Annotated in this window: 17 protein-coding genes; 11 read left to right on the top strand and 6 right to left on the bottom strand. The window is 73.9% G+C overall.

Annotation, left to right across the window (positions count from 1 at the left end):
• Positions 1 to 192 precede the first annotated feature (192 nt).
• The 5 genes from ACZ56L_RS27600 (at position 193) to ACZ56L_RS27580 (ending at position 5190) form a co-directional block, all read left to right on the top strand.
• Positions 193 to 978 carry a LytR/AlgR family response regulator transcription factor gene (locus ACZ56L_RS27600; protein ID WP_345225814.1) on the top strand — a complete coding sequence of 262 codons (786 nt, stop codon included), beginning with the start codon at positions 193 to 195 and terminating at the stop codon, positions 976 to 978.
• Positions 979 to 1113: 135 nt separating this feature from the next.
• A complete protein-coding gene (locus ACZ56L_RS27595; RefSeq protein ID WP_345225816.1) occupies positions 1114 to 1389 on the top strand; it encodes a hypothetical protein in 276 nt (91 codons plus the stop codon).
• Between the two features lie 157 nt (positions 1390 to 1546).
• Positions 1547 to 1939: a hypothetical protein gene (locus ACZ56L_RS27590; protein WP_345225818.1), complete on the top strand. Its 393-nt coding sequence runs from the start codon at positions 1547 to 1549 to the stop codon at positions 1937 to 1939.
• A 10-nt stretch (positions 1940 to 1949) separates the two neighbouring features.
• Positions 1950 to 3695 (top strand): sodium/solute symporter, encoded by a 1746-nt coding sequence (locus tag ACZ56L_RS27585; RefSeq protein WP_471067012.1) that lies wholly within the window; start codon positions 1950 to 1952, stop codon positions 3693 to 3695.
• Between the two features lie 283 nt (positions 3696 to 3978).
• Entirely contained in the window at positions 3979 to 5190 is a 1212-nt protein-coding gene (locus ACZ56L_RS27580) for a sensor histidine kinase (protein WP_471067010.1), read from the top strand.
• Between the two features lie 46 nt (positions 5191 to 5236).
• Here ACZ56L_RS27580 and ACZ56L_RS27575 read toward each other — a convergent pair whose 3' ends face one another.
• The gene (locus tag ACZ56L_RS27575) at positions 5237 to 5752 is read right to left on the bottom strand and encodes a hypothetical protein (protein ID WP_471067047.1); all 516 of its coding nucleotides are present in this window, start codon (positions 5750 to 5752) and stop codon (positions 5237 to 5239) included.
• Positions 5753 to 6024: 272 nt separating this feature from the next.
• Positions 6025 to 6588 carry a sigma-70 family RNA polymerase sigma factor gene (locus tag ACZ56L_RS27570; protein WP_471067008.1) on the bottom strand — a complete coding sequence of 188 codons (564 nt, stop codon included), beginning with the start codon at positions 6586 to 6588 and terminating at the stop codon, positions 6025 to 6027.
• Between the two features lie 425 nt (positions 6589 to 7013).
• Here ACZ56L_RS27570 and ACZ56L_RS27565 point away from each other — a divergent pair, with 425 nt between their 5' ends.
• Positions 7014 to 8210 carry a CapA family protein gene (locus ACZ56L_RS27565; RefSeq protein WP_471067006.1) on the top strand — a complete coding sequence of 399 codons (1197 nt, stop codon included), beginning with the start codon at positions 7014 to 7016 and terminating at the stop codon, positions 8208 to 8210.
• A gap of 33 nt (positions 8211 to 8243) precedes the next feature.
• On the opposite strand, the gene ACZ56L_RS27560 is transcribed toward ACZ56L_RS27565, so the two are convergent.
• Positions 8244 to 8714: a universal stress protein gene (locus ACZ56L_RS27560; RefSeq protein WP_471067004.1), complete on the bottom strand. Its 471-nt coding sequence runs from the start codon at positions 8712 to 8714 to the stop codon at positions 8244 to 8246.
• 143 nt (positions 8715 to 8857) lie between these two features.
• Between ACZ56L_RS27560 and lysX the strand changes: the two genes are divergently transcribed.
• Both lysX and ACZ56L_RS27550 read left to right on the top strand, forming a co-directional pair.
• On the top strand, positions 8858 to 12160 hold the full coding sequence (gene lysX, locus ACZ56L_RS27555) for a bifunctional lysylphosphatidylglycerol synthetase/lysine--tRNA ligase LysX (protein ID WP_471067002.1): 3303 nt from the start codon (positions 8858 to 8860) through the stop codon (positions 12158 to 12160).
• A 116-nt stretch (positions 12161 to 12276) separates the two neighbouring features.
• Positions 12277 to 13179, top strand: coding sequence for a polysaccharide deacetylase family protein (locus ACZ56L_RS27550; RefSeq protein ID WP_468691214.1), 903 nt, complete (start codon positions 12277 to 12279; stop codon positions 13177 to 13179).
• 22 nt (positions 13180 to 13201) lie between these two features.
• Here ACZ56L_RS27550 and ACZ56L_RS27545 read toward each other — a convergent pair whose 3' ends face one another.
• Positions 13202 to 13870 carry a class F sortase gene (locus ACZ56L_RS27545; RefSeq protein WP_401761440.1) on the bottom strand — a complete coding sequence of 223 codons (669 nt, stop codon included), beginning with the start codon at positions 13868 to 13870 and terminating at the stop codon, positions 13202 to 13204.
• Between the two features lie 322 nt (positions 13871 to 14192).
• Here ACZ56L_RS27545 and ACZ56L_RS27540 point away from each other — a divergent pair, with 322 nt between their 5' ends.
• Together ACZ56L_RS27540 and ACZ56L_RS27535 are read left to right on the top strand one after the other, a co-directional pair.
• Positions 14193 to 14672 (top strand): hypothetical protein, encoded by a 480-nt coding sequence (locus tag ACZ56L_RS27540; protein ID WP_468691211.1) that lies wholly within the window; start codon positions 14193 to 14195, stop codon positions 14670 to 14672.
• A gap of 284 nt (positions 14673 to 14956) precedes the next feature.
• Positions 14957 to 16501 carry an FAD-dependent oxidoreductase gene (locus tag ACZ56L_RS27535; RefSeq protein WP_471066999.1) on the top strand — a complete coding sequence of 515 codons (1545 nt, stop codon included), beginning with the start codon at positions 14957 to 14959 and terminating at the stop codon, positions 16499 to 16501.
• 65 nt (positions 16502 to 16566) lie between these two features.
• Here the strand turns inward: ACZ56L_RS27535 and ACZ56L_RS27530 are convergent, their stop codons facing one another.
• Both ACZ56L_RS27530 and ACZ56L_RS27525 read right to left on the bottom strand, forming a co-directional pair.
• The gene (locus tag ACZ56L_RS27530; protein ID WP_345225842.1) at positions 16567 to 17328 is read right to left on the bottom strand and encodes a bestrophin-like domain; all 762 of its coding nucleotides are present in this window, start codon (positions 17326 to 17328) and stop codon (positions 16567 to 16569) included.
• A gap of 25 nt (positions 17329 to 17353) precedes the next feature.
• Positions 17354 to 17992, bottom strand: a complete 639-nt coding sequence (locus ACZ56L_RS27525; protein WP_468691252.1) for a hypothetical protein — start codon at positions 17990 to 17992, stop codon at positions 17354 to 17356.
• Positions 17993 to 18220: 228 nt separating this feature from the next.
• Between ACZ56L_RS27525 and ACZ56L_RS27520 the strand changes: the two genes are divergently transcribed.
• Positions 18221 to 19165 (top strand): SCO0930 family lipoprotein, encoded by a 945-nt coding sequence (locus ACZ56L_RS27520; RefSeq protein ID WP_471066997.1) that lies wholly within the window; start codon positions 18221 to 18223, stop codon positions 19163 to 19165.
• Positions 19166 to 19408: the final 243 nt, after the last annotated feature.

Here is a 19408-nt window from a genome sequence, read left to right as displayed (position 1 = left end):
GCGCCTGGACCGCAGGCTTCGCCGCACCCGGGCCGCGGGCGCCGCGGGCCATGGGCGCTGCGGGCTCCGCCGTGCCCGGACCGCGGGTTCCATCGTCCTCCGACGGCCTGCCCGCCGTGCGCGCCGCCGCCCGCAGTGGGCCGAGGCGGCCACCCCGTACCGTGCCGCCAGGCCGACCCGTAACGTGTCCCCATGCTCCGCGCCCTCGCCGTCGACGACGAAAAGCCCGCCCTGGAGGAACTCCTCTACCTCCTGCGCGCCGACCCCCGCATCACCAGCGCCGAGGGCGCCACCGACGCCACCGAGGCCCTCCTGCGGATCAACCGGGCCCTGGACGCCGGGCCCGACGGCGCCGACGCCATCGACGTCGTCTTCCTCGACATCCACATGGCCGGGCTGACCGGCCTCGACGTGGCCCGCCTCCTCGCGGGCTTCGCCCGGCCGCCGCTCATCGTGTTCGTCACCGCCCACGAGGGCTTCGCCGTCCAGGCCTTCGACCTCAAGGCCGTCGACTACGTGCTCAAACCCGTGCGCCGCGAGCGTCTCGCCGAAGCCGTGCGCCGTGCCGCCGCCGGAGTGTCCAGCGCGCCCGCGCCCCGCCCTCCCACGGAAGCACCCGCCCCGCAGGACCAGATCCCCGTCGAACTCGGCGGCGTCACCCGCTTCGTGCCCATCGCCGACATCGCCTACGTCGAGGCCCACGGCGACTACGCCCGCCTGCACACCACCACCCCCGCCGGCCCCGGCACCGGTCACCTCGTCCGCATCCCCCTCTCCACCCTGGAGGAGCGCTGGGCGTCCCGCGGCTTCGTCCGCATACACCGGCGCCACCTCGTCGCCCTCCACCGCATCGAGGAACTGCGCCTCGACTCCGGCACCACCACCGTCCGCGTCGCCGACGCCGAACTCGTCGTCAGCCGCCGGCACGCCCGCGAACTGCGCGACTTGCTGACGCGCCGCGCCGGGGGCGGCCGGTGACACACCGGCCCGGCGGACCGCCCGGCGCGTGCCCCGCACCGTTCACCGACGCAGTGCCACCGCAGAACGAACCACCCTCCGCGCCCCGTCCCCGCGCACCTACCCTGACCCTCGACCACAGGGTGAGGGAGCCGGATGTCCGAAGGCGAAATGTCCGAAGTCGACGCGCTGCTCGCGGAACTGCGCGCCCTGCCCGCGATCCGCCCCCGCGCCCCGGACGAACTCGACGCCCTCCTCCGCCACGTCAAGCGCGCCGCCGCCCGCTGGGCCGACGTCCTCTACGAGGTCCAGGAGTCCGCCCAGCCGTACGCCGCCCCGCGCACCGCGGCCGCCCTGGAAGTCGCCTTCCGGCGCGCGGAGGAGTCGTACGTGGAACTGGAGATTGCCCTCGACGATTCCGGTCGCTCCTGAGCCCCGGGCCGTTCCCGGCGCCCCTCCGGCCGTTCCTGACCCCCCGGTCCTGCGCCGAGCCCCCCGGCTTCCCGGCCCCTCGGCCTACCCCTGACCGGCGCCTCTGCGTAGACTCCAGCAGCCCCCGGACCGCCGCCGACCCCCGGAGCCCGCTCCCATGCCCGCAGCCCCGCGCCCCCGCCGCGAGACCGTGACCGGCGTGCCCCGGGCAGCCAGGAAGCCCGGCGGCCGGGCCCCGGGACACGCGCCCGCCCGCTCCGAGATCAGCGAGCAGACACCGCTGGGCGCCACCTACGTCCGCTCCCTGATGCGCAGTCAGCTCCGCACCGCCCTCCTCGGCCTCGGCGCGCTCGCCCTGCTGGTCGGCACGCTGCCCCTGCTGCTCCAGCTCCCGCGCGTCCTCACCGGCACGCCCCTCGCGCCAGGACCCCACCTGTGGGTGGTGCTCGGCGTCGTCGTCTACCCGGTGATGTGGCTGATCGCCCGCTGGTACGTCCGCCGGGCCGAGCGCAACGAACGGGACTTCCGCGGCCTCGTGGAAGGCCGCTGACCCACCCCTCATGAACCACGCGTACGCCGTCACGGCCGTCACCGTCGTCGTCCTGGCCACCCTCCTCATAGGCGCCCTCGGACTGCGCATATCCCGCACCACCTCCGACTTCTACGTCGCCTCGCGCACCGTGGGCCCCCGCCTCAACGCCGCCGCGATCAGCGGCGAGTACCTCTCCGCCGCCTCCTTCCTCGGCATCGCGGGCCTGGTCCTCCTCCAGGGCCCCGAAATGCTCTGGTACCCGGTCGGCTACACCGCCGGATACCTGGTGCTGCTCCTGCTGGTCGCCGCCCCGCTGCGCCGCTCCGGTGCGTACACCCTCTCCGACTTCGCCGAAGCCCGCCTGGAATCACCGCAGGTGAGAAGGCTGGCGAGCCTCTTCGTGGTGGGGATCGGCTGGTTGTACCTGCTGCCCCAGCTCCAGGGCGCGGGGCTCACCCTGGAGATCCTCACGGGCGCGCCCGGGTGGGTCGGCGGGCTCGTCGTCGCCGTCGTCGTGACGGGCGCGGTCGCCGCCGGGGGCATGCGCAGCATCACCTTCGTGCAGGCCTTCCAGTACTGGCTGAAACTGACCGCGCTGCTGGTGCCCGCCCTGTTCCTGGCCGGGGCCTGGTTCGGCGACGACACCCCGCGGGCCCGCTTCGACGCCCCCGCCACCTTCCGCGAGCACACGTTGGTGCGTTTCCAGGAGACCGTACGCATCGAACTCGACCGGCCGCTCACGCTCACCGTGTCGGGCACCGTCGACGACCGCCCGTACGACGACGCCGGCGTCACCCTCGACCCGGGCCCGCACCGCGTCTCCTCCGGCACCACCCTGCGCTTCCCCGCCGGGGCCGAGGTCCCCGAACAGCGCGACACCCGGGCCGCCGGCGCCGCCGTCTGGTCCGAGCCCCTCGCCGACAGCCGCGAGGAACACCCGCTCTACGCCACCTACGGGCTCATCCTCGCCACCTTCCTCGGCACCATGGGCCTGCCGCACGTCGCCGTCCGCTTCTACACCAGCCCGAACGGCACCGCCGCCCGCCGCACCACCCTCGTCGTCCTCGCCCTGATCGGCGCGTTCTACCTGCTGCCGCCGGTGTACGGGGTCCTGGGGAGGATCTACGCCCCCGAGCTCGCCCTGACCGGGGACGCCGACGCCGCCGTGCTCGTCCTGCCGGAACGGCTCATCGGGGGTGTGGGGGGCGACCTGCTGGGGGCGCTGCTCGCGGGCGGGGCGTTCGCCGCGTTCCTCTCCACCGCGTCCGGGCTGGCGATGTCGGTGGCGGGGGTGCTCACCCAGGACGTGCTGCCCGCGCGCGGGGTGCGGTACTTCCGGCTGGCGACGGTGCTGGCCATGGCGGTGCCGCTGGGGCTGGGAGCGGTGACGGCGGACGTGCCGGTGGCGGACGCGGTGGGGCTGGCGTTCGCGGTGTCGGCGTCGTCGTTCTGCCCGCTGCTGGTGCTGGGCATCTGGTGGCGGGGGCTCACCCCGCCGGGGGCGGCGGCGGGGCTGGTGACCGGGGGCGGGGCGGCGCTCACCGCGGTCATGGCGACCCGCGCGGGCATCCCGGCCTCCGGCTGGTCGCACTCCCTGCTCGCCTGGCCCGCGGTGTGGTCCGTCCCGCTGGGCTTCCTGACCATGGTGCTGGTGTCCCTCGCCACACGCAGCCGCGTCCCGGCGGGCACGGCCGCGATCCTGGCCCGGCTGCACCTGCCGGAAGAGCTGACCACCAAACCGACCGGGACCGGTGCTCCGGAGGCGGAGCGGTGACCAGGGGCGAGAGCACTGCTCGCGTTGTGGGGCGCTGCTCGCCGGGCGGGACGCCGCTCGCGACGCGGGCCCCGGTCCGCGGGTCGGTTCGGTGCTCGCGGGCCCTTCTGCTGCTCACGTGCTGGTCCGCCGCTCACCGACCGGAGCGGCGCTCACGGGCCGGAGCGGTGCTCGTTGCCCGAAGCAGTGCTCATGCAGCAGGGCGGCGCTCACGGACCAGAGCAGCGCTCGCAGAGCAGGCCGCCGTTCACCCCCCAGAACACCGCACCCGGAGAGCAGCGCAGTGACCACCATCGAGATCGCCGCTCTCGCCGCGGCCGGAGCGCTGCTCCTCGCCGTGGGCACCGCGCTCGGCCGGCTCTCCGCCCTGCGCGCCGAGAAGAACCTCGACCTCGGCACCCCCGTCGAGCGCGCCACCTTCCTCACCCTGCACACCGCGTCCCTCGCCGCGCCCCCGCTGCGCGCCGGACTCACCGAGGACACCGCCCGCAAGGCCGCCCGCCGGCTGCGCTCCCTCCTCGGCACCGAGACCCTGTGCCTCACCGACCGCACCACCGTCCTGGCCTGGGACGGCCCCGGTGCCGCGCACCACCAGGAGAAGGTGATGCTCAAGGTCGCCGAGATGCTCGACTCCGGCCGCAGCACCTGCGTCCACACCGCCTGCGACGACCCCTCCTGCCCCCTCCGGTGGGCCGTCATCGCCCCCCTCACCGGCGAGGACGGCGTGCTGGGTGCGCTGGTCGCCTACGGCTCCCGGGAGTCCGCCGTCCTGGTGCGGGCCGCCACCGAGGTCGCCCGCTGGGTCTCCGTACAGCTGGAGCTGGCCGAGCTGGACCGCTCCCGCACCCGGATCGTCGAGGCGGAGATACGCGCGCTGCGTGCGCAGATCTCCCCGCACTTCATCTTCAACTCCCTGGCCGCCATCGCCTCGTTCGTCCGCACCGACCCCGAGCGGGCCCGCGAACTGCTTCTGGAGTTCGCCGACTTCACCCGCTACTCCTTCCGCAGGCACGGCGACTTCACCCAGCTCGCCGACGAACTCCGCTGCATCGAGCAGTACCTGGCGCTCGCCGGGGCCCGCTTCGGCGAGCGCCTCGAGGTCACCCTCCAGATCGCTCCCGAGGTGCTGCCCGTCGCCCTGCCCTTCCTCTGCCTCCAGCCCCTCGTGGAGAACGCCGTCAAGCACGGCCTGGAGGACTCCCGCAAGAACTGCCGGATCACCCTCGCCGCCCGGGACGCTGGCGCGGAGGCGATCGTCACCATCGAGGACGACGGCGTCGGCATGGACCCCGCCCGGCTCCGCCGCATCCTCGCCGGACAGGAGCCCGCCACCGCGGGCATCGGCCTGTCCAACGTGGACGAGCGGCTGCGCCAGGTCTACGGCGACGACTACGGCATCGTCGTCGAGACGGCCGTCGGCGCGGGCATGAAGATCACGGTCCGCATCCCCAAGTACCGTGCAGGCGTGCACAGTTCGCCCCGGCCCGACCACTGACGCGGACGTGGCGGACCTTGTCGGCGGACCTTGTCGGCGGGGCTCCTCAGAAGAGGTGCACCGAGAGGTGCCCCAGCGGCAGTCCGAGCTGCCAGGCGGGCAGCCACACCCGCGCGTTCTCGTCCACCGGGTCCGCGCGTTCCGCCGGGCCGGGGCCGGGGCCGTCGCCGTCCCCGCAGGCCAGGGGGGATTCGCCGCGGGTCGCGGGGCCGGGCTCGACGCCCGTGCCGGCCAGGTCCGTGGCGAGGAGCTCCGTGGACTCCAGCCACCGCCAGGACGCCGTGGCCAGTTCCAGGTCCGGGCCGCCGTCACCCCGCTCGGCGCGGGCCGCGAAGCACTCCCGTACCCACTGCTCCCACGGGTGGCCGTACGCGGTGAGCGACAGCCATTCGTCGAGCTGGGAGATCACCCCGACCCCGGACAGCTCGTCCGTGGAGTCCGACAGGTATACGGTCAGCGCGAGCGCCTCGCGCCCCGCGCGGAACTCCAGCGTGCCGGGCGGGATCAACTGCCCGGTGCGCAGCAGCTCGTCGGCGATGTACTCGGCGTACAGCCATGCCATGGGTACGGCGAGGCCGCTTCCGCCGGTGCCATTGGCGCTCTCGGGCAGCACAGCATTCCACCTTCTCCAGTCGTGCTTACGGTGTCCGGGGCTCCGGACGGGGGCCCCGGCGAAGAGCTTTCACGCTGAGAGGGGTTTGGCGGGGCGTCTTTACCGAACTTGACGCCGTGCTTTCGAAATAGTCGTGCCGAGCCCGTGGCGGGGGAGGAAGGGGTGTACCGCCGGTGCAGGTGTGACGCACGTGTTCTCGGCCGAGGCCCGGGGGGGCGGGCTCAGGCCGCACCGCGGCCCGTGCGCCGGTCGGCCCCCGCGCCGTATCCCGGAAGCACGGTGCGCAGTGCCCGGAGCGCGTAGTGCGTACGGGATTTCACGGTTCCCTCCGGAATGCCCAGTTCGGTGGACGCCTCCGCCACCGAACGCCCCCGGAAGTACACCTGCACCAGGACCTCCCGGTGCTCCGTGCGCAGCGCTCCCACTGCCCGGCGCACGTCGAGTTCGGTCGCCGAGCGCTCGGCGAGGTCGACCGGCACGGGGGAGTGGTCCAGCACCTCGGCCGTGACCTCGCTCGGCCGGGACCGGCGGGCGCGCCGGGCGTCGATCGCGAGCCGCCGCCCGACCGTGAACAGCCACGGCCGCATCGAGTCGTGGTCGCTGGCGAGGGCCTCCGGGTGCTGCCAGGCCCGTACCAGCGTCTCCTGGACGAGGTCCTCGGCGCGCTGCCGGTCGCCGTGGGTGAGACCGAGCAGGAAGCCGAAGAGCGCGGGGCCGTGCTCGCGCTGGAGCGCGGCGAGGGCGCGTTCGTCGGTGCGGCGGGCGAGGGGCGGGGAGGTGGTCACCGTTGACGCTCCTTCGGGCGAGCGGGCGGGGAGAGAGGCGGGACGGGAGGGGCGGGACGCCGGAAACAGAACGGGAAGCACAGGACGGGGTGGAGAGGGCGGCCGGAAGGGGTGACGGCGGTCACAGCCCGGCCGAGCTCAGGGGCGAAGATAACCGTCGGTGTGCGCCGGTGCTGGCAGGCGGTGTGCAGCGTGCGAGCAGGCGGCCGGTGCGTGCGACGAACGGTCGAGCCGTGCGACGAGTGGTACGACGAACGGTCGACGGCCCGCGCCGGGCGAGCGGAGGCCCGCTCCGGGGCTGTTCGGGCGCTCTTGCCCGCGCCCGGCCGTCGAGTCCCTTGACTTCACGAGCGCCCCCGGATGGATTCTCCTTACGCATGTCCAGCGCATGTTCGAGACATTTCCACCCGAGGGAAGTCGGTCCGATGAAGCAGCGCACGGTGTTGACGTCCCCGTCGGCCTCCGCCCCGCCCCGACGACCGGCGAAACGCCGGTGCGCGGTGGCCGCGATCGCCGCCCTGACGCTCGGGGCCACCGCCTGCACCACCACCCCCGCCACCACATCGGCGCCCGCGGCCGGGCCGCCCGGCGCTCCGCAGCGCGGCTTCACCCTGGTCGCCTCGGGCGACGTGCTCCCGCACGACTCGATCATCCGGCAGGCCCGCGCCGACGCGGGCGGTGACGGCTACGACTTCGCCCCGATGCTCGCGGGCGTCAAGTCCGTCGTCTCCCGGGCCGATCTGGCGATCTGTCACATGGAGACGGTCTACGGCGACGCCGACGGTCCCTACAGCGGTTACCCGGCGTTCGTCTCCCCGCCCCAGGTCGCCGCCGGGCTGCGCGCCACCGGTTACGACTCCTGCTCCACCGCCTCCAACCACTCCCTGGACGACGGCCCCGCCGGAATCCGCCGCACCCTGGACGCGCTGGACGAGGCCGGGATCGCCCACGCGGGCTCGGCCCGCACCGCGGCCGAAGCCGCCCGGCCGGCGCTGCTGAAGGCCGGCGCCGCCCGGGTCGCCCAGCTGGCCTACACGTACGGCACGAACGGCCCTCCGCTCCCCGAGGACCGGCCCTGGGCGGTCGACCTCATCGACCGCGACACGATCGTCGCCGACGCGCGCGCCGCCCGGAAGGCGGGAGCCGACGTGGTCGTCGTCTCGCTGCACTGGGGCACCGAGTGGCAGGAGGAGCCCGACGAGGACCAGCTCTCCCTCGGCCGCGCCCTCACCGCGTCGGCCACCGCGGGACGCCCGGACATCGACCTGATCCTGGGCACGCACGCGCACGTTCCGCAGGCGTACGAGAAGGTCAACGGGACGTACGTCGTCTACGGGATGGGCGACCAGATCGCCGGGATGATGGTCGACCACTCCGGCGCCCGGGACGACCGCGGCAACATGAGCAGCATCGGCCGCTTCACCTTCGTCCCGCCCGTGGCCCCGGGCAGGCGCTGGGAGGTGAGCAGGGCGGAGTTCGTCCCCCAGTACTTCGACCTGAACTCCAACCGGGTCCTCAACCTCGGCTCCCCCGGCTCCGGTCACGACGACGTCCGCGCCCACATCCACCGGGTCGTGCTCAGCCGGGGAGCGGCACGGCACGGCCTCACGGCGGGGCGCTGACCCCGGCCGGACGGGCCGCGCCGACGGGGCCGGTCAGGGCACGACGGTGACCGGCCAGCGGCCCGCCTTCACCAGCCGTACCGCCACCGACCCCACGAACCGGTGTCCGGCCGACTCCGACGCGCCCACCACCACCGCGTCCGCCGTCAGCTCGTCGGCGGCCGTGACCAGACCGTTGTACGGATCGCCGCGGAAGGTGTGGAACTCCCAGCGCACCTCGAAGATGCCCTTCACGCGTTCCGCCGCCTGCCGGATCTCCGCGATCAGTTCCTCGGCGATCTCCTCGGTGGTCCCGGCGACCGGCGCGCCGAGCGCCGCGCCCGCCGGAACCAGCGGCTGCACGTACACGAGGGCGAGCAGCGCGTTCTGCCGCCGGGCGAGCCCGCTCGCGTAGGCGGCGGCGCGCAGCGACGACGGGGAGCCGTCCACTCCGGCGACGATCACCTTGGGGCCGTCGGTGCCGCGTTCGAAGGAGTGGTGCTGCTGTTCGGGCTGTTCGGTCACAGAGCGGAGGTTATCCCGATACGGCGCGCGGTCCGGAACGAGCGGCGCACACACGGTCTTACGGGCCGAAAAGAGACCCACCCGCAGGTGAAACGCCCTACCCCGGGAGGCGTGGGGTCCCGGCGATCCCTAGAGTTCCCTCCATGAGTGTCACCGTGGAGGAGACTCCCACCAGCCGCAACCGCTTCCTCAGCAGGGTCCCCGACGGATTCGCGACCTTCTTCGGTCTGCTCGGTCTGTACTGCGCCCTGCTCGCGATCAGCCAGCCGCTGCGCAGACTGGTGCGGCCCTTCACCGAACTGCTGGAGTACATCACCGTCCCCGTCAGCGCCAACCTGGCGTACGCCGTGTTCTTCTTCCTGCTGGCCGCCGCCGTCGGCTCGCGCAAGAAGATCGCCTGGTGGCTGGTGGTCGCCTATCTGGTGCTGCTGCTGGTCGGCGACATCCTCTTCGTCATCGACGAGGGCTGGCGGGCGCACCTGGCGTCCGCCGTGGCGGCCGTCGCCGCGCTGGTGGTGCTGATCCGGGCCCGCCGCGAGTTCTACGCGGCGTCCCGGCACGGCGCGGTCCGGCGCGCGCTGGGCGTCCTCCTGGTGTCGCTGGCCGCCGCCGTGCTCGTCGGCTGGGGCCTGATCTCCCTGTTCCCCGGCACCCTCAAGAGTGACGAGCGGGTGCCCTGGGTGCTGGTCCGCGTCTTCGGCGGCGTGCTGTACGGCGACTTCGAGGGCCACGGCCCCCGCTTCCTCTACTTCCTCTTCGGTCTCTTCGGCGCGCTCGCCCTGCTGGCGTCCGCGGCCACCCTCTTCCGCTCGCAGCGCATGGAGGCCGCCCTGCACGGCGACGAGGAGCCCCGCCTGCGGGCCCTCCTCGGCGCGTACGGCGAACAGGACTCCCTCGGCTACTTCGCCACCCGCCGCGACAAGGCCGTCGTCTTCGCCCCCAACGGGCGCGCCGCCGTCACCTACCGCGTGGAGGCCGGCGTGTCGCTGGCCTCCGGCGACCCGGTCGGCGACAAGGCGGCCTGGCCGCAGGCCATCGAGGCCTGGCTGGAGATGGCCAAGCGGTACGCCTGGGCGCCCGCCGTGATGGGCGCGTCCGAGGAGGGCGCGACCGCGTTCGCCCGCGCCGGACTCAGCGCCATGCAGCTCGGCGACGAGGCCATTCTCGACGTCGCCTCCTTCGACCTCGACGGCCGCGACATGCGCGTCACCCGGCAGGCCGTCAACCGGGTCCGGCGCACCGGAGCCACCACCCGCATCCGCCGCCACTCCGCCCTCTCCGACGCCGAGATGGAGCAGATCATCGACCGCGCCGACGCCTGGCGCGGCACCGAGACCGAGCGCGGCTTCTCCATGGCGCTGGACCGGCTCGGCGACCCCGAGGACGGCGACTGCCTCCTCGCCGAGGCCTTCGACGCCGACGGCACGCTCATCGCCCTGCTGTCCTTCGTGCCCTGGGGCAAGGACGGCATCTCGCTGGACCTGATGCGCCGCGACCGGCAGGCGCCCAACGGCGTCATGGAGTTCATGGTCGCCGAGATCTGCGCCCAGGTGCCCAAGCTGGGCATCCGCCGGGTCTCCCTCAACTTCGCCGTCTTCCGCTCCGCCTTCGAGGAGGGCGCGCGCATCGGCGCAGGTCCCATCCTGCGGCTGTGGCGCAGGCTGCTGCTGTTCTTCTCCAAGTGGTGGCAGCTCGAAGCGCTCTACCGCTCCAACGTGAAGTACCAGCCCGCCTGGTACCCGCGCTTCCTGTGCTACGGCGACGCGGGCTCCCTCGCCCGGGTCTCGCTGGCCTCCGGCATCGCCGAGGGCTTCGTCGCGGTGCCGAGCCTGCGCAAGATGTGGGGCCGCGGCCACTCCCCGCGCCGTACGTTCACCAACCCGGCCAGCACCGCGGGCCTGCCCCCCATCGAGGCGCTCGGCCTGTCCGGCCCCGCCGCCGACGCGAACGCCGACCCCGTCGCCCACCTGCCCGAGCAGATCCGCGTCCGCCACCGCAAGCTCACCAGGCTGCGGGCCCAGGGCACCGACCCCTACCCCGTCGGCGTGCCCGCCGCCACCCACACCGTCGCCGCGATCCGGGCCGCGCACCCGACGGCCGCGCCCGGGACCCGTACCGCGGAGAGCGCCACCGTCTCGGGCCGCGTCATGGTCGTCCGCGACTTCGGCGGCGTCGTCTTCGCCGACCTGCGCGACTGGTCCGGCGACCTCCAGATCGCCTTCACCCGCGACGGCTCGGGCAAGGACGTCCTCGACCGGTTCACCGCCGACGTCGACTTCGGCGACCTGGTGTCCGTCACCGGCGAGATCGGCACGTCCGAGAAGGGCGAGCTGACCCTCTTCGTCACCGCCTGGCAGCTCACCGGCAAGTGCCTGCGCCCGCTGCCCGACAAGCGCCTCGGCCTCACCGACCCCGAGGCCAAGGTGCGCAAGCGGTACGTCGACCTGGTCGCCAGCCCCGACGCCCGCGAGGTGGTGCGCTCCCGCTCGGCGGTCGTCCAGGGGCTGCGCCAGGGCCTGCTGGAGCGCGGCTACCTGGAGGTCGAGACGCCGATGCTCCAGCAGATCCACGGCGGCGCCAACGCCCGCCCCTTCACCACCCACATCAACGCCTACGACCTCGACCTCTACCTGCGCATCGCCCCCGAGCTCTATCTCAAGCGGCTGTGCGTCGGCGGCATGGAGAAGGTCTTCGAGATGGGCCGCACCTTCCGCAACGAAGGCGTCTCCTACAAGCACAACCCCGAGTTCACGATGCTGGAGGCCTACCAGGCGTACGCCGACTACGACGTGATGCTCGACCTCACCCGCGAGCTCGTCCAGAGCGCCGCCACCGCCGCCTTCGGCGCGCCCGTCGCCCGCAGGACCGACGCCGACGGCAAGGTCGTCGAGCACGACATCTCCGGCGTCTGGCCGGTCAAGACGCTGTACGGCGCGGTCTCCGAAGCCCTCGGCGAGGAGATCGACGCCGACACCGAGGAGCCCGAACTGCGGCGGCTGTGCGACAGCGCGGGCGTTCCGCACACCCCGGAGAACACCCGCGGCGACCTCGTCCTGGAAATGTACGAACGCCTCGTGGAGGAGCGCACCACGCTGCCCACCTTCTACAAGGACTTCCCCACCGACGTCTCCCCGCTCACCCGCCAGCACCGCACGGACCCGCGCCTCGCCGAGCGCTGGGACCTGGTCGCCTTCGGCACCGAACTCGGCACTGCCTACTCGGAGTTGACCGACCCCGTCGAGCAGCGCCGCCGCCTGACGGCCCAGTCCCTGCTCGCGGCGGGCGGCGACCCGGAGGCCATGGAGGTCGACGAGGACTTCCTCGACGCGCTGGAGTACGCGATGCCGCCGACCGGTGGGCTCGGCATCGGCGTCGACCGCCTGGTCATGTTCCTCACCGGCCGCACCATCCGCGAGACGCTGCCGTTCCCGCTGGTGCGCCGCTGACCGGCAGGGGACGCGGCCGGCGCCGCACTCGGTGACGTGGTTCCAACGGGTGCAATCGGGACCCGCGCCCGGAGTGGATCGATGCCTCGCACGCCACGGCGTGCGAGGCATTAGTCATGAAAGAAGATCAGCAGTCGATTTCCGGCGAGGGCGCCGGCGGCGGCGCCCACGGCGAGGCCGGGGGGCGTTCCTTCCTCGGCCGTCGCGGCGTCCTGCGCCTCGCCGCCTGCGTCGGAGCCGCGGCCACCGTGCACGTGCTGACCGCCGACCCGGGCGACGCGCCCGTCTCCCCGGCCCCGGCCGAGCCCCCGCCCGCCGCCGGTCCGCCCCGGGCCGCCGCGCCGCTCAAGCCGTCCGCGTACCGGCTGCGCCCCATGACCGCGTACGCCGCACCGGGGACGCGCCCCGCGCGGCCGCCGGTGCGGCGCAGACCGTTCCTGCGGATGGACGCCCCCGGGCGCACCATGGTCCTCACCTTCGACGACGGACCCGACCCCCGCTACACCCCGGCCATCCTCAGGACACTGCGCCGGCACGGCGCGCGCGCCATGTTCTTCGTCTGCGGCGAGATGGCCGTAGACAACCAGGACCTGCTGCGCGAGATGGTCGACGACGGCCATGTGATCGGCAACCACTCCTGGTCGCACCCGTTGATGCCCAAGCTGCCCCGCTCGCGCATCCGCTCCCAGATGGCGCGCACCAGCGACGTGGTGGAGAAGGCGGTCCGCGAGGCACCCCGCTGGTACCGGGCGCCGTACGGGGCCTGGAACCGGGCCTCCTTCGAGATCGGCGCGGACCTCGGCATGGAACCGCTCGGCTGGACCACGGACACCCTCGACTGGACCGAACCGGGCAGCGAGGCGATCGTCCGCCGGGTGCGGGCCGGGGCCGGCCCGGGGGTCGTCGTCCTCTCCCACGACGCGGGCGGCGACCGGAGCGGCACGGTGCGGGCGCTGCGCACCTACCTGCCCGAACTGCTGGACCAGGGGTACCGGATCACGGTCCCGCAGGACGCCTAGCGGGTGCGGTGGCCGCCCGGGGCTACCGGGTGGCCACCAGTCGCGCGAAGACCACCACGTTCCCCGCGTAGCCGCTGTCCCGGTCGTAGCCCCCGCCGCAGGTGATGACCCGCAGCTCCGGGCGTCCGGTGCCGCCGTAGACCCGGGAGCCGGGGAAGTCCTCCTTGGCGTACACCTCCACCCCGTACACCTCGAAGACCGCGGTGCGTCCGTCGAAGCGGTCCACCTCGACGCGCTGGCCCTTCCCGACCGCTCCCAGGCCGAAGAAGACCGCGGGGCCGGTAGCGTTGTCGACGTGCCCGACGACGACGGCCGTCCCGTTCTGGCCGGGGGAGACGCCGTTCTGGTACCAGCCCGCGAGGTTGGCGTCCTGCGGGGGAGGGGCCTCGATCCAGCCCTCCGGGTCGAGCCCGACGTCCACGGTCGGCGCGTCCACCCGCAGCGCGGGAATGCGGACGCGGGCGGCGGGCGCGTACGCGAGCGGGGCCGCCCCGTGCGCCGCCGGCCGCGCCGCGGACCCGTCGGAGCCGCTGTCCCGGGCGGCGGCCGCCGCGGGCTGGGGCGGTCCGAAGTCGATCTCGCTGCCGTTGCGCAACAGGGCGAGCCCGGTGAGCATCGCCAGCGCCAGGACTCCCCACGGCGGACGCCGCCGGGGGTGCGCGCCGCGCCATTCCTGCCGGTGGTGCCCCATGCTGCCGCTCCCTTCGTCGCGCCCGGCCGGCCCGCTGTGCACGGTCCCGCCGTTCTGGTACGGACGCTAAGCGCGCCCTGCCGGGGCGGCGAGGTGCGCGGGGCGAACGGGTGGCGGGCACGACAGTTGACGCACCGTGAGATGACGTGCTGTCAGGTGAGGGGGCGTCAGGTGCCCGTCACCGGATCGGTCCGTTACGTCACCGGTCCGGCCCAGTGCGGAGTGCGGGCACTGAGGGCCGACGTGATGGTTCGTCATGGAAGGCGTCCTCGTCGAATCTCCCGGAGCACCGCCCCGGAGCGTCTTCCCAGGAGGTTCCACGATGCGTGCTTCACGTGCCTACGCGGCGACCGCGCTCGCCTGCACGGCCCTCGCCCTCTCGGCTCCGGCGGCGCCGGCGGCCGAAGGGCCCGGCGGTGTCACGGTCAACCCGTACTCCGTGCACCAGGGCGGGACGATCTCGATCGCGGCGACCGGCTGCGACCATGGCGGGACCGTGACGTCCGACGCCTTCTCGCAGGTCGGCCTGTCGGCCGGGACCAAGGGGTATGCGTCGGCCCGGATCCATGACCACGCCGCCCCCGGCCACTACGACCTGACCGTCAAGTGCAGCGACGACACGATGGTCGCCACCCACCGCTTCACCGTCCTCGCCGGACGCGGCGCGCACGGCGGCCTCGGCGGCTCACGCGGACCCAGCGACACGGACGTGGCCGTCGGCGCGGGCCTGGTGGCCTCCGCCGCGCTCGGCGGCGCGATCTTCGTGGCCCGCCGCCGCGACACCCCGGGCGGCCGGACCTGACCGCCGCGCGGAGAGCCCCCTGCGCCGATGGGCCCGAGCCCCCGTACCGGACTCGGGCCCATCGGTGTGCGCACCGTCGGCGGCGCGTCAGTGGCGGCGGGCGCCCGCCGCCCGGCGGCGCACCGCCGCACCGCCCGCCGCGGTCAGGGAGGCGGAGCCCCTGGCGCCGCCGCAGGTGAAGATGACGTCGCAAAACGTTACTCGGTTGCATTTGATTCTCGGTTGTGGTGTTCTTCCCGGGGTACGGAGCCGTGGCCGACCGCATTCGCGACGGAGGAACCGAGATGACGACGAGCGTGCTGATCGTGGGCTCCGGCCCGACTGGGCTGACCCTGGCGCTGGACCTGGCCCGGCGCGGCGCATCCGTCCGGGTGGTCGACAAGTCCCCGGAATTCCCGCGCAGTTCCCGGGCCAAGGGTCCGAACCAGCGCTCCCTGGAAGTGCTCGAAGACCTCGGCGTCGTCCGAGCGGTGCTGGACGGCGGACGCGCGCCGGTCCCCATGCGCAAGTACCGGGACGGCCTCCCCGTCGCCGACGCCGACCCCTGGGCGGGCCGGCGGCCGACGCCCGACGTCCCGTACGACCGGGGGTGGCTGCTCGCCCAGTGGAAGCTGGAGGAGATCCTGCGCGACCGCCTCGCCGCCCACGGGGTGCGCGTCGAACTGGGCGTGGAGATCGTCTCGTACGAGCAATCGACGACGGCCGTTCTCGCGCGGACCGCCGGAGGGCAGGCGATCGAGGCGCGGTACCTCGTCGGCTGCGACGGCGGGCACAGCCGCGTGCGCAAGCTCATGGGCGCCACCTTCGAGGGCGACACCCGCGAGGAGCAGGTGATGGTCACCGGTGATGTCGCCCTGACCGGTGCGGACGGCCTGAGCCGGGACCACTGGCACCAGTGGTTCGACGAGGACGGCGCGGTCATGCTCTGCCCGATCCCCGGCACCGCCGCGCACTGGTGGTTCCAGGCCGGGCCCGAGCGCGCCGCGGACGGCACCCCCGTACCGCCCTCCCGCGACGGCTTCCAGCGCCTCCTCGACCGGCACGCCCGTCTCCCCGGCGCCACCCTCACCGAGGCCGCGCTCCTGTCCACGTACCGCGTCAACGTCCGGATGGCCGACCGCTTCCGCGCGGGCCGCGTCCTGCTGGCGGGCGACGCCGCGCACGTCCACCCCATCGCGGGCGGACTCGGCATGAACACCGGCATCCAGGACGCGTACAACCTCGGCTGGAAGCTGGCGGCGGTCGCGACGGGCCGGGCCGACGAAGCGCTCCTCGACACCTACGAAGAGGAACGCCTCCCGGTGGCCGCCCGGACCCTGGACCTCACCTCCCGCGGGCTCGACATGGTCCTGGCCGCGATCAAGCGGCCGGGCGGCGGCCTGGACGTGGGCATCACGGACGCCATGAGCGGCCTCGGCGTCGGCTACCGCTGGAGCTCCCTCGCCCCGCCCACCACCGTCGACACCCCGCTCAGGCCGGGCGACCGCGCCCCGGACGCCCCGTGCGCGGACGCCCGGACCGGGGCTCCCGTGCGCCTGTTCGAAGTCTTCGCGGGCCCGCACGTCACCCTGCTCGCCTTCGGCGCGCGAGCGGCCCGCGCCCTGCCCCGGCGGAGCGACCGGCTCCACGCGTACGCGCTGGACGCGGGCCCGCGCAGCGACCTCGCGGACACCGCGGGCCACGCCAGGACCGCGTACGGCATCACGGGTGACGCCCTGGTCCTGGTCCGCCCGGACAACCACGTCGCGCTGATCGCGGATCCGTCGCAGGCGCATGCCGTACGGGACTGCCTGCACACCCTGGGCGAGCCGTCCGGCGCCCCCTCCTGACGCAGCCCCACCGGGCAGGAGCCGCCCGGTGGGGCTGGGTGGGGCGCCGCGTGGCGGTGTCCGCGCTATGCGGCGCCCGGGAACCTGTTCACGAAGGGGTCCGGGGTGGCGGCGATCCCGTGGCCGAAGGGGGCGTCGAGGTCCCAGATGAGGAAGAGCAGGAAGGCGATCATCACGCTGAAGAGCCCGGCGAGCAGCAACTCCCGCGGGGTGCGCCGGATTTGCAGGGTGAAGATCAGGCCGACCGTGATCAGTGCGCCGGTGATCAGGCCGAACCAGACGATGGGCGGCATCGTCGCCTCGGTGTTCTGGGCGCGTTGGTCGCGGGCGTCGTCGGCGGCGGCGACCTGGTCGACCAGGGGCTGGTAGGCCTGGCCCTCCAGGTCGGTCTTCGGGGCGTAGAGGGTGACGTCCTGGCGGACGCGCGCGAGGAGGTCGTCGCCCTGGTCGGTGACCTCGTTGTGGTCGACCATGTGCTGCCACTCGGTGTGCACGACGTGACTGACGTAGGCGTCGATGTCGCTGCGGATCCGGGTGCGGACCTCGGCGGGGTAGACCTCGGCGCGGGTGCTGACCTCGTGCAGGGCCTGGGCCTCCAGGCGCACCGACTCCTGGGCGGCGCCGCGGCCCTCCCAGACGCCCGCGATGGCGAGGCCGAGGACGATGGCGTAGATCACGCCGATCATCATCGTCATGTACTCGAGGACGTCCGGCGTTTCCGACGGGTCGTCGTCCTCGCCGATCCGGCGGTTGTTGATCACGACGATGGTGAGGACGACGGCGCAGGCAGCGGCCATCGCGATGGTCAGAACAAGCCATTCCGACACGGGGAACCTCCTTCGGTGAGGCCGCTCAGCGGGACGAGCGGGGGCGCAGGACCGCGACGGCGAACACCGCGGGCGCTGTGATCATGAGGGCGAGGGTCAGCATCGAGGTCTGCCCCCGGGGCTGCTGGCGGGCCGGTTTGCGGTAGGCGGGCAGGGCGACCGCCCTCGGCGGGGGCGGAGCCTGGGCGGCGGGTGGGGCGGGAACCGGAGCGGGGGGCCGCGGGGCGGGCGGCGGAGTCGGGACGGGCGCCGGGGGCGCGGGGGCGGCCCGTACCGGATCCGGCGGGACGGGCGGTTCGGGCGGGGCGGGTGGCTGCGGCCGGGCGGGCGGCGCCGGGGGTTCGGGTTTCGGTTCGGGCGGCGGGGGCTTCGGCGGCTGGGCCGGGGGCTTGGGGTCCGGGGGCGGCGGAGGCGGTGGAGGGGGTGGAGGCGGAGGCGGAGGCGGGGGCTCCGGCGGAGGGGGCGGTGGTGCCGGCGGCGGCCAGCAGGCCGCGCTGTCGCCGCCCGCGATCGACACCGCGACCCCCTGGTCGGTGGACGCGTAGGCGCAACTGTCCGCGGAGGCGGGCACGGAGCCCGCCAGCAGCCAGCACAGGGCGGCCGAGGACAGGAGACGTACGAGGAGCGGACCGGGCTTCCGGCGTGATCCGTACACGAGGGGCATCATGAGCCTGCTCAACGAGCGGTACCCGGCAGAGGTAATCGATTCGCTCGATGGTGGGGACTTTTTCGAATTTGCATATGAGATGAGAAAGCGCGTGCGTTCGAGAGGTGGGAAGTTTTTCCCCGGGCGTTGAACGCGCGGGCCGCCCGCGCACGTACCCCGTCCCGAGAGCGGCGCACAGCGGCGTCGCCCCCCATCTTCGGGAAAGCTCGGGAAACGGGAGTCGACATGGGTACCTGGCGGAATGTCTCGCTCGCGGTGACGGCGGCGGCGGTGCTGACACTGACGACGGCGTGCGGTCAGGACAACGGAGACGGCTCCGCCGGCGCGCGGTCCGTGGGCAGCCCGGCAGCCGCCGGGGGCGGGGGCTATGGGTACGGCGACGACAAGGCCGCCGCCCCCCGGAGGGCCGGGCAGCTCGCCGCGCGCGACGACGCCGGACTGGGCGAGGTGGTCACCGACAGCGCGGGCATGACCCTCTACCGGTTCGACAAGGACACCGCGAAACCCCCGGCGTCGCGTTGCGACGGCGACTGTGCGAAGACCTGGCCCCCGGTGCCCGCCGACGCCGCCACCGCGGTACCCGGAACCGATCCCTCCGCCGTCGGGTCGGTGACCCGCGCCGACGGCAGTCGCCAGCTCACCCTCGGCGGCCGGCCCCTGTATCGCTTCGCCCGGGACACCGAGGCCGGGGACGTCAAGGGGCAGGGCGTGGGCGGCACCTGGTTCGCCGCGGCGCCGGACGGCGGGAAGGCGGCCCCCGGCGCGCGGGACGCCCGACGGCCCGCGGCGTCCGGCGCTCCCGCCGCCCTCCCCGGCATGTCCGTCCGCAAGGACCCCGAACTGGGCGAGATCGTCGTGGACTCCCGGGGCAGGACCGTCTACCGCTTCACGAAGGACTCCGCCTGGCCCATGAAGAGCGCCTGCACCGGCGCCTGCCTCACCACGTGGCCGGCCGTGCCGCCGGTGCCGAAGGAGAAGACCGTCGGCATCCGGCAGAAGGGGTACGTCGTCCACCACCGCCCCGACGGCGTCAAGCAGCAGACCGTCGACTGCTGGCCGCTCTACACCTTCTCGGGTGACACGAAGGCCGGTGACACCAACGGGCAGGGCGTGGGCGGCACTTGGTACGCCGTGTCTCCCCGGGGCGGGCTCGTCGGCGCCCCCCGGTAGCCTCAAGTAGGCCCCAGGCCCCGCTTCCTCGTACAGTTCGGCCCGTCGGGCCCGCGCGCGTGGGTCCGACGGGCCGAGTGCGTGCGGCAGATCCGCCCGGAGCTGCCGCGAAACCGCGTATTTGCTTTCGGGTGTGACCGAGAACGGACCGCCAATTTCCGTTTTCGCTCGCCCTGCTGGCAGCGGATCAGTAGCCTCGGCTCGAACACCGGGCACGGACGTCCCTTCCGTGCCCGCACTCGT

It is taken from the genome of Streptomyces sp. NPDC039736 (assembly GCF_055596485.1).
This window is presented reverse-complemented; position numbering and strand designations above follow the sequence as displayed.